13 protein-coding genes and 1 pseudogene are annotated in these 13736 nt (G+C 60.0%); 7 read left to right on the top strand and 7 right to left on the bottom strand.

From position 1 onward, the window contains the following. The first annotated feature begins 71 nt into the window (after positions 1 to 71). Together JFT87_RS27010 and JFT87_RS27005 are read left to right on the top strand one after the other, a co-directional pair. Positions 72 to 1558 (top strand): annotated as a pseudogene (locus JFT87_RS27010) (glucosyltransferase domain-containing protein). Between the two features lie 115 nt (positions 1559 to 1673). Continuing rightward, positions 1674 to 2036, top strand: coding sequence for a GtrA family protein (locus tag JFT87_RS27005; protein ID WP_201206370.1), 363 nt, complete (start codon positions 1674 to 1676; stop codon positions 2034 to 2036). Between the two features lie 17 nt (positions 2037 to 2053). Here the strand turns inward: JFT87_RS27005 and JFT87_RS27000 are convergent, their stop codons facing one another. From JFT87_RS27000 to JFT87_RS26990, 3 genes are all read right to left on the bottom strand, one after another. After that, entirely contained in the window at positions 2054 to 2272 is a 219-nt protein-coding gene (locus tag JFT87_RS27000; protein ID WP_201206367.1) for a hypothetical protein, read from the bottom strand. Between the two features lie 60 nt (positions 2273 to 2332). Next, positions 2333 to 3952: an FMN-binding glutamate synthase family protein gene (locus tag JFT87_RS26995; RefSeq protein ID WP_201206365.1), complete on the bottom strand. Its 1620-nt coding sequence runs from the start codon at positions 3950 to 3952 to the stop codon at positions 2333 to 2335. 223 nt (positions 3953 to 4175) lie between these two features. Continuing rightward, on the bottom strand, positions 4176 to 4976 hold the full coding sequence (locus JFT87_RS26990) for a helix-turn-helix transcriptional regulator (protein WP_201206363.1): 801 nt from the start codon (positions 4974 to 4976) through the stop codon (positions 4176 to 4178). Positions 4977 to 5179: 203 nt separating this feature from the next. On the opposite strand from JFT87_RS26990, the gene JFT87_RS26985 reads away from it, so the two are divergent. From JFT87_RS26985 to JFT87_RS26975, 3 genes are read left to right on the top strand one after another with little or no spacing between them, the layout of a single operon-like run. Then, complete coding sequence (locus JFT87_RS26985; protein ID WP_201206361.1) at positions 5180 to 5614, top strand: NUDIX hydrolase; 435 nt, start codon at positions 5180 to 5182, stop codon at positions 5612 to 5614. Between the two features lie 26 nt (positions 5615 to 5640). Continuing rightward, on the top strand, positions 5641 to 6279 hold the full coding sequence (locus tag JFT87_RS26980) for a LysE family translocator (RefSeq protein WP_201206359.1): 639 nt from the start codon (positions 5641 to 5643) through the stop codon (positions 6277 to 6279). 2 nt (positions 6280 to 6281) lie between these two features. Then, positions 6282 to 6779 (top strand): GNAT family N-acetyltransferase, encoded by a 498-nt coding sequence (locus tag JFT87_RS26975; RefSeq protein WP_201206357.1) that lies wholly within the window; start codon positions 6282 to 6284, stop codon positions 6777 to 6779. A 133-nt stretch (positions 6780 to 6912) separates the two neighbouring features. On the opposite strand, the gene metR is transcribed toward JFT87_RS26975, so the two are convergent. After that, entirely contained in the window at positions 6913 to 7830 is a 918-nt protein-coding gene (metR, locus tag JFT87_RS26970) for a transcriptional regulator MetR (protein ID WP_123515140.1), read from the bottom strand. Between the two features lie 205 nt (positions 7831 to 8035). Between metR and JFT87_RS26965 the strand changes: the two genes are divergently transcribed. Continuing rightward, on the top strand, positions 8036 to 9055 hold the full coding sequence (locus JFT87_RS26965) for an alpha/beta fold hydrolase (RefSeq protein ID WP_201206355.1): 1020 nt from the start codon (positions 8036 to 8038) through the stop codon (positions 9053 to 9055). Positions 9056 to 9223: 168 nt separating this feature from the next. Next, entirely contained in the window at positions 9224 to 9892 is a 669-nt protein-coding gene (locus tag JFT87_RS26960; protein ID WP_201206353.1) for a DsbA family oxidoreductase, read from the top strand. Between the two features lie 108 nt (positions 9893 to 10000). Here JFT87_RS26960 and JFT87_RS26955 read toward each other — a convergent pair whose 3' ends face one another. The 3 genes from JFT87_RS26955 to JFT87_RS26945 are packed head-to-tail and all read right to left on the bottom strand — an operon-like array spanning position 10001 to position 13565. Next, a complete protein-coding gene (locus tag JFT87_RS26955; RefSeq protein ID WP_201206773.1) occupies positions 10001 to 10330 on the bottom strand; it encodes a GlpM family protein in 330 nt (109 codons plus the stop codon). Positions 10331 to 10338: 8 nt separating this feature from the next. Beyond that, positions 10339 to 11667 (bottom strand): sigma-54-dependent transcriptional regulator, encoded by a 1329-nt coding sequence (locus tag JFT87_RS26950; RefSeq protein WP_201206351.1) that lies wholly within the window; start codon positions 11665 to 11667, stop codon positions 10339 to 10341. After that, positions 11664 to 13565 carry a sensor histidine kinase gene (locus JFT87_RS26945; protein ID WP_201206350.1) on the bottom strand — a complete coding sequence of 634 codons (1902 nt, stop codon included), beginning with the start codon at positions 13563 to 13565 and terminating at the stop codon, positions 11664 to 11666. The genes JFT87_RS26950 and JFT87_RS26945 overlap by 4 nt, the downstream gene beginning before the upstream one ends. Positions 13566 to 13736 lie beyond the last annotated feature (171 nt).

The raw sequence follows: 13736 nt of genomic DNA, 5'->3' as shown, positions 1-13736 counted from the left end.
CACCGGTCTGATAGGCCGATACAAAACCGCGAAGCAGGTTCAAAGCTTTATATCCACCCCGAGGCGCGGCCATGAGAATCAGCGATTTTCTCGTGCGAGAACTTGGCCGACGTCAGGTCGTGCTGTTTTTTCTGCTCGCGACTTCGCTGTACGTTCTGCCGCTGATCCTCGCCGACTTCCCCTACATCGACGACAACTGGCGCGCACTGGCCGCCGGTAATGCGTGGGCCGGGCAGGGGCGGCTGTTCAGCGATTGGTTGTATCAACTGCTGACTTTCACGGGCGCCGCGCCGGACATCTTTCCGCTGCCGCTGTTGATCGCCACTGTGGCCATGAGCCTGGCCCTGACGCGGCTGACCTTTCACTACTTCGCCGAACCGACACTGGCCTGTTGCCTGGTGCCGTTGCCGCTCTGGTACAACCCGTTCCTGCTGCAGAATCTGTCCTACCAATACGACGGCCCGAGCATGGCGCTCAGCCTCGTCGCGGTGGTTTACGCCATTACGTTTCAAGGCTCATCCCGAGTGCAGCGTTGGCTGCTCCCGGCGACATTGCTGGCGCTGGCGATCGGTCTTTATCAGATCAGCCTCAACGTGTTTATCGGGCTGTGCGCAGTAGAGTTGATTCGGGCGATTGACCGTCGAACCGATGTGCTGGAAATGCTCGGCTGCAAACTCGCGCAGCTGATTCTGGGTGTGCTGATTTATGCCGTCACCGCTTACCCGTTCATGGAATCCGGGCGCGGCGAGTTCCTCAACGGGAGCGCCAATCCGTTGCTGCAGTTCGGCATCAATATCGGGCGGGTTTCAGAAAAGGTCGCATTGCTGTTTCAGGGGGCTACGCATGGATATTCGCTGGGTTGGTGCTCTGTGCATTGGTGGGTGGGTGGCGAATCGGCAGGCAAATCTACAAGCACCCGAAGCAGCGTTTATGGTTTAGCTTGATCGGCTTGCTGACCCTGCCAGTACTCATCCTGCTGGTACCCGGAATCACCCTGCTATTTCGTGATTTCAACGAAGGCGCACGCACGCTGATGGGCTTCGGTGTACTGCTGATTTTTCTGTTCTACCTCGCCCTTCATGGCCTGGCACCGTTCCACCCACGATTGCCCTTGCTGCTGATGATCCCGCTGCTGGCAACGCTGTCGCTGTCCTTCGCCTACGGTCGCGTGATGACGATGCAGAAAGCCTTCGCCAGCCATGCGCTTTACAGCCTCAGCCACGACATCGCCGCGCACCGGGAACTGCGCGACGCCAAGCGAATTTATCTGTCGGTGAGTTATTCCGATCACTGGTTGATCGGTGCGCAGGCGACTTTCAAACAGCAGCCGGTGCTGCGTTATTTGCTCAATATCGACTATTACCTGCTTGCGGAAAACTTGCCGCGCGCAGGCATCACCAACGTGGTTGCCGAGCGAGAAAGACGCAATGCCACGCACGTCGGTTACCTGGGTTATCCGACGTTTGTGGAGAGCCAGTATTACCGGATTTATCTGATTGGCGATTACGGATTCATTGTGATGAAGGAGCCGCCGCGCCTTCACTCTCTGCATTGGTAGCGCTAACGACCATTCGTCGGAAGAGGGCCTGCGCCTGTAATTTCTGACAGTAGACCGCACCTGCCTCCTGCCTTAGTTTCAAAGCCTGACAACTGGGTGGTGGCAAGGAGTGGCGATGAAAGGATTCTCTGCGCTGATGATCGTTGGCCTTGCCGATGGCCTGATCCATTGGCAAGTGTTTTTCGTACTGTGCAGCGCTGTCGGGTTGACGCAAGCGGCGAGCAACTTTGCGGCATTTTGTGTGGCCGCAGCGTTTTCGTTTTATGTGAATGCGCTTTACACCTTTGAGCCTGGAACCTGTGTTTTCACCTACCTGCTGTTTATCGCGATGATGGGCGGGGTGAGTTTTGCTACGGGTTTATTAGCGGATACGTTCAACTGGCCAGGACTGGTGACGGTTGCTTCCTTTACCGGACTGAATCTGTTGTTGGGATACATCTTTTTCAGATTCGTGGTGTTTCGCGGGCAGCGCGTGTGAAGCGCTTGCCCGCTGGTTTATTGCGTAATGAATACCCACTGACAGTCATGCTGGATCGCTTCGCACTGGCGGGTGTGATTGTTCTTGCGTTGTGGGTGCGCCTCTATGCAATCGAGCAGCCAGGAATCTGGTACGACGAGGCTGACAGCTTGCTGTTGGCGCGGGAAGCGCCCGCTCGAATCTGGCAACTGACGGCTCTGGATGTACATCCGCCGCTTTACTACGTGCTGCTGCATTATTGGTTAATGATTTGGGGCGAAGGGGCATTGCCGATAAGGCTGACAACTCTTCAGGGATCAGGCTACCGCCAGCTCACTCGGCTCAAAACTATCCGCCCGCGCCATCTGCCACATCCGCGAGTAAAACTCGCCATTCACTTCCCCGGTGAGCAATTCCCCCGGTTTCAAAAACACATGCAACTGCGAGAACAATTTGATCTCGGTCGCCGACATGCGCCGCACCAGATGCTTGGCCGACAACTGCGAAGGATGTTCCAAACCCGCCGCCGCCAGCATTTCCGCCAGAGCCTTCAACGTATTGCGATGGAAGTTGAACACCCGCTGAGCCTTGTCCGGAACCACCAGCGCACGTTGGCGCAGGGTGTCCTGGGTGGCGACGCCGGTCGGGCATTTGTTGGTGTGGCAGCTTTGCGACTGGATGCAGCCGATGGCGAACATGAAGCCCCGGGCGGAGTTGGCCCAGTCGGCGCCGATGGCCAGGACGCTGGCGATGTCGAAGGCGCTGACGATTTTGCCGCTGGCGCCGAGTTTGATCTTGTCCCGCAGGTTCAGGCCCACCAGCGTGTTGTGGACGAACAACAGGCCTTCGCGCATTGGCACGCCGATGTGGTCGGTGAATTCCACGGGGGCGGCGCCGGTGCCGCCTTCCTTGCCGTCGACGACAATAAAGTCCGGGAGAATGCCGGTTTCCAGCATGGCCTTGGCGATGCCCATGAATTCCCACGGGTGACCCAGGCAGAACTTGAAGCCCACCGGTTTGCCGCCGGACAGTTCACGCAGTTGCTGGATGAAATGCATCAGTTCGATCGGCGTGGAAAACGCGCTGTGGCGTGACGGCGAGATGCAGTCTTCGCCCATCATGATGCCGCGGGTTTCGGCGATTTCCTTGGTGACCTTGTGCTTGGGCAAGATGCCGCCGTGGCCGGGTTTCGCGCCTTGGCTCATTTTGATTTCGATCATCCGCACTTGCGGGGTTTGTGCCTGGGCGGCGAAGCGTTCCGGGTCGAAGCGGCCGTCGGCGGTGCGGCAGCCGAAGTAGCCGCTGCCCAGTTCCCACGTCAGATCGCCGCCATTTTCCCGGTGATAGGCGCTGATGCTGCCTTCACCGGTGTCGTGGGCGAAGTTGCCGAGCTTGGCACCCTGGTTCAATGCGCGAATGGCATTGGCGCTCAGAGAGCCGAAGCTCATGGCCGAGATGTTGAACACCGAGGCCGAGTACGGCTGGGTGCACTGCGGGCCGCCAACCATTACCCGGAAACTGCTCGGGTCGCTCAATGGTGCCGGGCGCATCGAGTGGCCGATGAACTCGAAACCTGACTGATAGACGTCGATCAGCGTGCCGAACGGTTTGTCGGCGCTTTCGTTTTTGGCCCGTGAATAGACCAGCGAACGCTGGGCCCGGGAGAAGGGCAGGGCGTCGCTATCGGATTCGAGCAGGTATTGGCGGATTTCCGGGCGAATGCCTTCTACCAGATAACGAATGTTGCCGAGGATCGGGTAATTTCGGCGCACCGCGTGGGGGCTTTGCATCAGGTCGAAGATGCCGACCAGGCTGAGGATGCCGGTGACGGCTGTGATCGGCCAGAGCCAGTCGTGCTCCAGAAAGGGCAGGCTGGCGAGGGTGAATATCACGCAGACGGCAAAGAAGGCGTAGCGGCTCAGGAGTGACAGGCTCATACGGTTTCCCTGGGTTCGGACTCGGTCATTGTTTGGCAATGCTGCATCTTGCTTTTTGTGGCGAGGGAGCTCTGTGGTGAGGGGGCTTGCCCCCGTTGGAGTGCGAAGCACTCCCAGCATTCCTTCAGGCAACCGCATCAATTGGTTTCACGACTGCTTCGCAGCCGAACGGGGGCGAGCCCCCTCGCCACAATGGTTTTGCCCGAAATTACGGTTAACCATTTCAGGCATTCTGCGCCTGGAGAAATATCGAAAACAGCTCGGATTGGGATTTGATCCCCAGCTTGCTGTACATGTGTTTCTTATGGACTTTCACGGTTTCGACGGAGATTTCCAGCTTACGGGCGATTTCTTTACTGGAGCAACCGCTGAGCATCAATCGCCCGACATCCAGCTCCCGAGCGGTCAACTGCGCACCTTTGAGTTGCTGCACCGAGGCTTCCAGCTGTACCCGCCAGTCGACCTGCGGTGGTGCCGGCGCCAGGGCCACGACTTCGTTGATTTCATAGGGCAGGCGCTGGCGTAACAAACCCAGCACCCACGGCTGGATCAGCGACAGCAACGCAATCTGCTGGCCACTGAAGCGCTGCTTGCTGCCCAGCGACAGGCACAGCGTGCGGTCGCCTTCGAGTTGGCAATTGAACTGGATTTCGTCGGCCACCACATTCAGACGAAAGTAGCGCTGGTAATACTCGGTCAGCTCGAAGTGCTCGGGGGCCACTTCCGACAGGCGATAGAGCCCGGTGCGCGATTGTTCGCGGCAGGCGATGTAGAACGGGTCGAGCAGGTACAAACCGCGCAGGTAATCCTGGAACAACTGATCGGGGCTGCCGTCCTCGCCCGGGCATTCGGCGAACACCAGCGGGTGCTGATCGGCGCTGAAAAGCAACGCCACCCAGCTGTCGAAGGTCACGTATTGATCCAGCAACCGGACAAGCTGCGTCCAGAAATTGGGCTTGTCGAGGGCGTCGATCAGTTGCCCCACCGAGCGGTGCCAGGCGATGTCACTGAAGGAAAGTGTCATCGGTATACCTTGAATGGCCGGCCGGTTGCTGCTGCGCATACTGGCCCACAGAAGGCTGGCCGGCAAACTTGTCGTCCGGGCCAACGCCTTCGCGAGCAGGCTCGCGAAGGCGTCAGATCTGCCGCAGAAGTCATCTTGAAAGTGGCGAGCATTAGCCCGGCGTGGGATCCTGACGACTTTTCGCCCAAGGCTATTTACACCCCATGACACTGACATCCGCCGGTTCGTCCCGCATCATCCGCATCGCCGCTGCTCTGCTGCTTAACGCGAACGGCCAAACCCTGCTGGTTCGCAAACGCGGCACCACTGCATTCATGCAACCGGGCGGCAAAATTGAAGCGCATGAATTACCGGTGCATGCCTTGGCCCGAGAGCTGGAAGAAGAACTGGATCTGCAGATCGATCCAGCGCAGGCGACCTTCTTGGGTCAGTTCTCCGCACCTGCCGCCAACGAACCGGGTTTTGTCGTACAGGCCGAGATCTTTCAGCTGACCATCGACGCGCAAGTCACTCCGGCTGCTGAAATCGAAGAAGTGATCTGGATCGACCCGGCCACTGATCCTGCTATTGAACTGGCGCCATTGACACGGGACGTGATCCTGCCGTTTTATCGAGCCTCGTTGACCACGATCGCCTGATCAAAACAGGACCAAAGGGCTGCCCCATGATCCCGCTCCAAGACTTGCTGATTTTCGCCGCCGCTGCATTGCTGATGGTCCTGACGCCGGGGCCGAACATGATCTACCTGATCTCCCGTTCGATCTGCCAGGGGCGCAAGGCCGGCGTCACCTCATTGCTTGGCGTGGTGGCGGGGTTCTTCGTGCATTTGTTCGCTGCCGCGGCCGGTTTGACCGCGGTGTTTCTGGCCGTGCCAATGGCCTATGAAGTACTGAAATGGGCCGGCGCCCTATATCTGGTGTGGCTGGCCTGGCAGGCAGTTAAGCCCGGTGCTCGCTCGCCGTTCGAGGCCCAGCAATTGCCGCCGGATTCGTCGCGCAAACTGATCACCATGGGCTTTCTCACCAGCGCCCTGAATCCGAAGATCGCGGTGTTTTACCTGTCGGTGTTCCCGCAGTTCATCAGCCCGGAACATGGCTCGGTGTTTACCCAAAGCATTATTCTTGGCCTGACCCAGATCAGCGTGAGTTTCTGCGTGAACCTGCTGATTGCATTGTTCGCCGCCGGGATCGCCTCGTGGTTCGTCAAGAACCCGACCTGGCTCGCGGTGCAGCGTTATTTCATGGGGTTTGTGCTGTCGGCACTGGCCGTGCGGCTGATGTTTGAACAACGTAAGGCGGCTTGACCATGTGGATCGAACGACTGGATGCCAGCCATGCCCTGAACTATCGGGCGCTGATGCTTGAAGCCTACGACCTGCATCCGCAAGCGTTCACTTCCAGCGTACGCGAGCGCGCCACGATGCCGTTGAGCTGGTGGGAATCGCGGTTGACCAGCAAGCTCGACGCGGTGTTTGGCGCGTTCGAGGATAGCCAGTTGGCCGGCATCGTCGGCCTGGCCTTCGAACCCCGGGAAAAGGCCCGGCACAAGGCGACGTTGTTTGGCATGTACGTGTCTGGCACCGTCCGCCAGCGCGGGCTCGGCTTTCAACTGGTGCAGGCGGCGTTGGCTGAAGCGCAAAACCATCCGGGCCTGAGGCTGATCCAGTTGACCGTTACCGCTGGCAACGAAGCCGCGTTCAAGTTGTATCAACGCTGCGGCTTCATCCAGTACGGTTTAGAACCGTTGGCGGTGCGAGTGGGCGAGGAGTACTTCGACAAGATCCATATGTGGCGAGAAGTCTGACACCCCGACAATCCCCTGTGGGAGCGGGCTTGCTCGCGAATGCGGTCTAACATTCAACATTGATGTTGGCTGACACACCGCTTTCGCGAGCAAGCCCGCTCCAATATTTGATCGCACTTCAGGTCGATAACGATTAGCGAACCGCGCTAACCCCATCCAGCGTCGAGAATGACGTGTCCTTTGCCGTCAGCAAAAAATCGCGCATATACGGCGCGTCCAGCATGTCGGCGCGAATCCCGGCGTACAACGTCGCAAACAACCCTTTCTCGCCCAGCCGCTTGGCCTTCACGTAACCCCGTGAGCTGTATTCATGCAGCGCCCAATGCGGCATGCCGCACACGCCGCGACCGCTGGCCACCAGTTGCATCATCATCACCGTCAGTTCCGAGGTCCGGACCTGTGCCGGCTCGACGTCCGCCGGTTCCAGAAACCGCGTGAAGATGTCCAGCCGATCCCGCTCAACCGGGTAAGTGATCAAGGTTTCCGTGAGCAAATCTTCCGGCACGATATAAGCCTTGTTCGCCAACCGGTGCTGATTGGCCACCGCGAGCATTGCTTCATAGGTGAACAACGGCACATAGGTGATCCCGGCCAGTTCCAGCGGATCGGAGGTCACCACCAGATCCAGATCGCCACGGGCCAGGGCCGGCAGCGGGGCGAAGGAGAAGCCCGAGGCCAGGTCCAGTTCGACTTCCGGCCAGGCATCGCGGAACTGGTCGATGGTCGGCATCAGCCACTGGAAGCAACTGTGGCACTCGATCGCCATGTGCAGGCGCCCGGCGGTGCCGCCGGCCAGTCGCGCGATGTCGCGCTCGGCGCCACGCAGCAGCGGCAGGGTCGCGTCGGCCAGTTGCAGCAGGCGCAAACCGGCGCTGGTGAAACGCACCGGTTTGGTCTTGCGCACGAACAACGGCATGCCCATACGCTCCTCCAGTTCCTTGAACTGGTGAGACAGGGCCGACTGGGTCAGGTGCAGGCGATCAGCCGCATCCACCAGGCTATCGGCTTCGCGCAAGGCGTGCAGGGTCTTCAGGTGACGGATTTCAAGCACCGGGGGCTCCATGAGGAAAACTTGTGATGAACACGAAAAGGTTGAGTTTGTCTCATGTTGGCGGGGCTGTCGACAGGGGCTGCTCGCGGCCGCGCACATGACCACTCGGCAATCTTCATCAAACTGTCACGCAACTGTGGCAGCGCGCTTGAACAAACTTCATCAGACTCGCGCTCTACTGGGGTTCTGCGTTTCGGTGTTTTTCATGCGTGTATTTCTTTTACTGGCAGCGCTGTTGTTCGGCCTGCCGTCCTTTGCGGCGTCGCGCTGCGATGTCAATGTTCCGACCGAGCACGTCGATCTGGATCAGGTGAGCCTGGCGTACCAGAGCATCGGCCGTGCGTCCGATCCGGCGTTGCTGTTGGTGATGGGCCTGGGCGGGCAGTTGATTCACTGGCCGGACGAGGTGGTGGTTGCGTTGTGTCAGCAGGGCTTTCGGGTGATTCGCTACGACAACCGCGACGTAGGGCTGTCGACCTGGCGCCAGGCCCCGGCCAACGCCAACCTGACTTTTGAAGTGTTGCGCTACAAGCTCGGTTTGCCGGTGGCGGCGCCGTACACGCTGACCGACATGTCTGAAGATGCGCTGGGGCTGATGGACGCCTTGCACATCGAGCAATTTCACGTGTTGGGCGCGAGTATGGGCGGGATGATCGCCCAGCACCTGGCAGCGATGGCGCCGCAACGGGTCGAGAGTCTGACGCTGATCATGACCAGTTCCGGGGCTGAAGGCTTGCCGGCGCCGAGTGCGGCGTTGGTGCAGTTATTGTCGCGGCGCAGTGCACCGAATCGCGAGGTGGCGTTGGAGCAGCAAGCCGATTTGCTCGCGGCGCTTAGCAGCCCAAACGTGAGTGATGATCGAAAGCTGCTGCTGCAACAGGCTGCCGCGTCGTACGACCGGGCGTTCAACCCCGAAGGCGTGAAACGTCAGATCATGGCGATCCTCGCGGAGCCGAGCCGGGTGGCGTTACTCAACCAATTGCGGGTGCCGACGCTGGTGGTGCACGGCACGGCGGATCCGTTGTTGCCGGTGATGCACGGCGTGCACCTGGCGGCGCATATCCGTGGCAGCCAGTTGAAACTGATTCCGGGCATGGCCCATCGTTTCCAGGAAGCGTTCAAGGCGCCGTTACTGGCGGCGGTGTTGCCGTACTTGCAGGCCCACCGCGAAGACACCTCGCATTGGGCGCAGATTGAGCCGGTGGTGGGCGGGAATCTGCTGTAACCGATCGATTTGTGGCGTCTGCTCCGGCCTCTTCGCGAGCAGGCTCGCTCCCACATTGGAGAGCATTCCTTTGTGGGAGCGAGCCTGCTCGCGAAGGGGGCACCACAAACTCCGGGCCAGGTGTATCGTGCAAACTTTCCCGCACGATTTCCCCTCACGAGGTGTTTGATGAATTCCGCTTTGAAAATCGATTTCGTCAGCGACGTGTCCTGCCCCTGGTGCGTCGTTGGCCTGTACGGCCTGACCCGGGCGCTGGACCAATTGGGTGACGAAGTGCAGGCCGAGATCCGTTTCCAGCCGTTCGAGCTGAACCCGAACATGGGCCCCGACGGCCAGAACATCACCGAACACATCACCGAAAAATACGGCTCGACCGCCGAGCAATCGCAGAAAAACCGCGAGATGATCCGCGCCCGTGGCGCCGAAGTCGGGTTTGCCTTCCGCACCGACGGCAACAGCCGCATCTACAACACCTTCGACGCCCACCGCTTGCTCTATTGGGCGGGGCTGGAAGGGTTGCAGTTCAATTTGAAAGAGGCGCTGTTCAAGGCGTATTTCACCGATGGCGGCAACCCGTCCGATCCTCGCCAATTGGCGCAGATCGCTGAAAGCGTCGGGCTGGACAAGGCGCGGGCCGAGGCGATTCTGGCGTCGGACGAGTACGTCAAAGAGGTCAAAGAAGAGGAACAGCTGTGGCTATCGCGCGGGGTAAGTTCGGTGCCGACGGTGGTGTTCAACGGCCAGTACGCGGTCAGTGGCGGGCAGCCGGTGGAAGCGTTTGTTGGGGCGATCCGCCAGATCATGGCCGAATCCAAGGGCGGCACCGTTAACGGCTAGCAATGTAGCCCTGTAGGAGCTACCGAAGGCTGCGATCTTTTGATTTTTCTGTCTCTCAAGATCAAAAGATCGCAGCCTTCGCCAGCTCCTACAGGGCATGAGGGTTTTTCAGCTGTGCAGGCGTACCCAAACGCTGACGAGCACGGTCGCGGCGATCAACCAGCCTACCGCAGCCACCGCCAACGAAGCCTCCAACCGCATCCGGTCGACCATCACGTACAACGTCGCCAAATAGACGAAGTACGGAATGATCGACCACATGCCAAACACGATGGTGGTCTTCAAATCGTCTACCGAACGACCCTTTCCAACGATGTAATGCGCAATCAAGGCAAAGGTTGGAAACAGCGGCACCAAGCCTGCGATGTAGTAGTTTTTGGTTTTGGCCAGCGCGGCGAGGATCAACACCACCCCCGCGCCCAGAGCAGCCTTGAGAATCAGGTCCATCAGTGGCTCAACCCATACTTCTTAACTTTATCGAACAGCGTGGTCTTGGCCATCCCCAGTTCCAGGCTGGCCTGGGTCAGGTTGCCGCCGCTGCGTTGCAAGGCGTCGTTGAGCAAGTTGCGTTCGAAAGCTTCCACCGCTTCGGCGAAGGCCAGGCCCTGATTGCTGCCGCTGGCACCGGACTTCTTGAAGGCTGGCAGACCGAGGGCAAAACGCTCGGCGACGTTGCGCAGTTCGCGCACGTTGCCCGGCCAGTCGTGGCTCATGAGGTTGGACAGGGTCTGGTTATCCAGGTCCGGCACCGCGCGGTCAAAGCGCAGGGACGACTGCTGCAGGAAATGCTCGAACAGTTGCAGGATGTCTTCGCGACGTTCGCGCAGTGGAGGCAGTTCCAGGGTCACCACGTTGAGACGGTAATACAGGTCGCTACGGAATTCGCCGGCCTTGCTCGACTCATCCAGATCGGACTTGGTCGCTGCAATCACCCGGCAATCCACCGCCACGCTCTGGTTCGAACCGAGGCGTTCGAGGGTACGTTCCTGCAACACCCGCAGCAGTTTGATCTGCAACGGCAACGGCATGCTTTCCACTTCGTCGAGGAACAGCGTGCCGCCATCGGCGTGTTCAATCTTGCCGATCCGCCGTTTGCCAGCGCCGGTGAAGGCGTTGGCTTCGTGGCCGAAGATTTCGCTTTCGAAGAGGTTCTCTGGCAGGCCGCCGCAGTTCAGCGCGACGAATTGTTTGGTATGGCGCCGACTGAAGTCATGCAGGCAACGGGCGACCAGTTCTTTACCCGTCCCGGTCTCGCCTTCAATTAGCACGTTGGCCGAGGTATCGGCGACGTTGGCGATTAATTCGCGCAGGTTCTGCATCGCAGGCGAGCGGCCGATAATCCTGCCTTCGAGGGAATCACGCTCGGCGAGTTGCCGGCGCAGCGACGAGACTTCACGGGCCAGGCTGCGTTGTTCCAGCGCTCGCCGGGCGACGTCTACCAGACGTTCCGGGGAGAACGGTTTCTCCATGAAATCGTAGGCGCCTTTCTGCATCGCGCCGACGGCCATGGAGATGTCGCCGTGGCCGGTAATCAGCACCACCGGCAGGCTGCGATCCCGGGCCTTGAGCCGGGTCAATAATTCCAGGCCATCGATGCCCGGCAGGCGGATATCGCTGATGACGATGCCGGCAAAGTTCTCGCCGACTCGCTCCAACGCTTCTTCGGCGCTGCCCACGCCGACGCAGGGAATGTCTTCCAGGGTCAGCGCCTGTTGGCAGCCGAGCAACACATGGGGGTCGTCTTCGACGATCAGCACACTAAGGTCGTTGTTCATATTGGCTCGGCGGGAGTGGGGCTTACCAACGGTAAACTGAGGACGAAGGTGGTGCCACCGCTGGCCGGGTGTTCGACACCCAAGTGGCCGCCAGTGGCCGCGGCCAGGCTGGCGGAGAGGGTCAGGCCGAGGCCCAGGCCCTGTGCGCCGGGTTTGGTGGTGAAGAACGGTTCGAACAAATGCTTGCGCGCTTCGGCGTCGATGCCGTGGCCGTTGTCGCGCACCCGCAGGCGATATTTGCCGTCGAACTCTTCGCCTTCCAGCCACAGTTCCGGTAGCGGTTGGGCCTGCATGGCGTCGAGGGCATTGCCGATCAGGTTGACCAGAATCTGTTCAAGCCGCGTCTGGTCGATCTGCACCTGCACATCTTTGAAGTCGCGATGCGGTTGCAGGTGAGCGCTTTCCACCCGACTGCCGAGCAGTTGTAGCGCCGCGTCGACGGCTTTGCCCAGACTGGCCTGGCCCTTGTCATCGCCGCGTTTGGCGAAGGAGCGCAGGCTGGCGGTGATCCGGCCCATGCGGTCGATCAGTTCGTTGATGGTTTTCAGGTTGGTGCTGGCGACGTCCAGCTGACCGCGCTCGAGGAAGCGCACGGTGTTGCCGGACAAGGTCCGCAGCGCGGCCAGTGGCTGGTTCAATTCGTGGGCAATGCTGGTCGACATCTGGCCGATGGCCGCCAGTTTACCGGCCTGGACCAGTTCATCCTGAGCCCGGCGTAACGTCTCTTCGGCCTGGCGGCGTTCGCGGATCTGACCTTTGAGCCGTTCGTTGCTGGCCCGCAGGTCGGTGGTGCGTTCGGTAATCCGACGCTCCAGTTGATTGTTGGCTTCCTGCAAGGCTTCCCGGGCGGCGAGGCGGGTGGCGATGACCTTGCGCCGTTCGTTCCAGGCAATCAGCAGGAACGCCACCAAGGCAAACGCCACGGCCACCAGAATCCCCTGATTGATTGCTTCACGACGTAAGTCTGCCAGCGGCGTGAGCAGGGTGAAATTCCACGGGGTGTCGCTCAAGGGCCGGGTCTGGGCCAGGTAGGTGATGTCTTGTTCGTCGGAGGCCAGTTCGCTGTTGGCGGGGAACGTCAGTTTCTCCACGCCTTCGGCCAGGGTTTCGCGGGCCAGGGGTTGCAGTTCGTTCAGCGGGAACCAGTAGTACTGAAGGCTGCGGGCGAGTTTTTCCTTGGTCTCGTCGCTCAGCGGCACCACTGACTTGAGCCGCCGCGCCGGATCGCTGGAGAGAATGATGATGCCGTTCTCATCGCTGACGAAGGCTTCCAGGCGCGCGCGCTGCCAGCGTTCTTCCATGGCTTCGAGACGCACCTTGACCACCGCGACGCCGATGATCTTGCCGTGTTCTTCGAGGCCGTGAGCCAGGTAATAACCGGGTTCGCCGTTGGTGCTGCCGATGCCGTAGAACCGCCCCGGCTGGCCTCGGATGGCATTCTGGAAATAGGCACGGAAGGACAGGTCTTCACCGAGGTAACTGTCGACATCGCGCCAGTTGCTGGAGGCCAAAACGCGACCGGTGGTGTCCATCACATAGATAGCCCGACTGCGGCTGCGCCGGTTCAGGCCTTCAAGGTAATCGTTGACCGTTTGCCGGGTTTGCGGCGTTGGGTCGTCGAGCAGTTTTGAAACACTGGATTCAAGTTCCAGCAGGCTGGGCAGGTAGGTGTACTTGCTGATCTCGCTCTCGACGGCGCGGGCGTGCAGTTCCAGCTGACGCTGGCCGTTCTCGCTGAGGCTGCGAATCCCGTAGTGCTCACTGACCCAGAAGCCGATGTAACCCAACCCGATCATCAGGGCGATGACCAGCGGCGGCAGGAACAGATGGCGAATCAGACGGGGTTTCACGGCGAGTGATGGCGGCGCTGCGCGATAGAGAGTGGGGTCGCATTTCATCACAGATGCCTTGGGTCAACCACAACACAAATCTAGAAGCCACCGCCGATCCAATGTGGGAGCGGGCCTGTGGTGAGGGGGCTTGTCGGAACGCCGCATCGCCCCGTTCGGCTGCGAAGCAGTCGTAAACCCATTGCATGCGGTTTAACTTTGAAATGCCGGGGCCGCTTC

The sequence above is a fragment of the Pseudomonas sp. TH15 genome (genome assembly GCF_016651105.1).
GTDB lineage: Bacteria > Pseudomonadota > Gammaproteobacteria > Pseudomonadales > Pseudomonadaceae > Aquipseudomonas.
The sequence above is the reverse complement of the archived record's forward strand: the minus strand, read 5'-3'. Positions and strand labels throughout refer to the sequence as shown.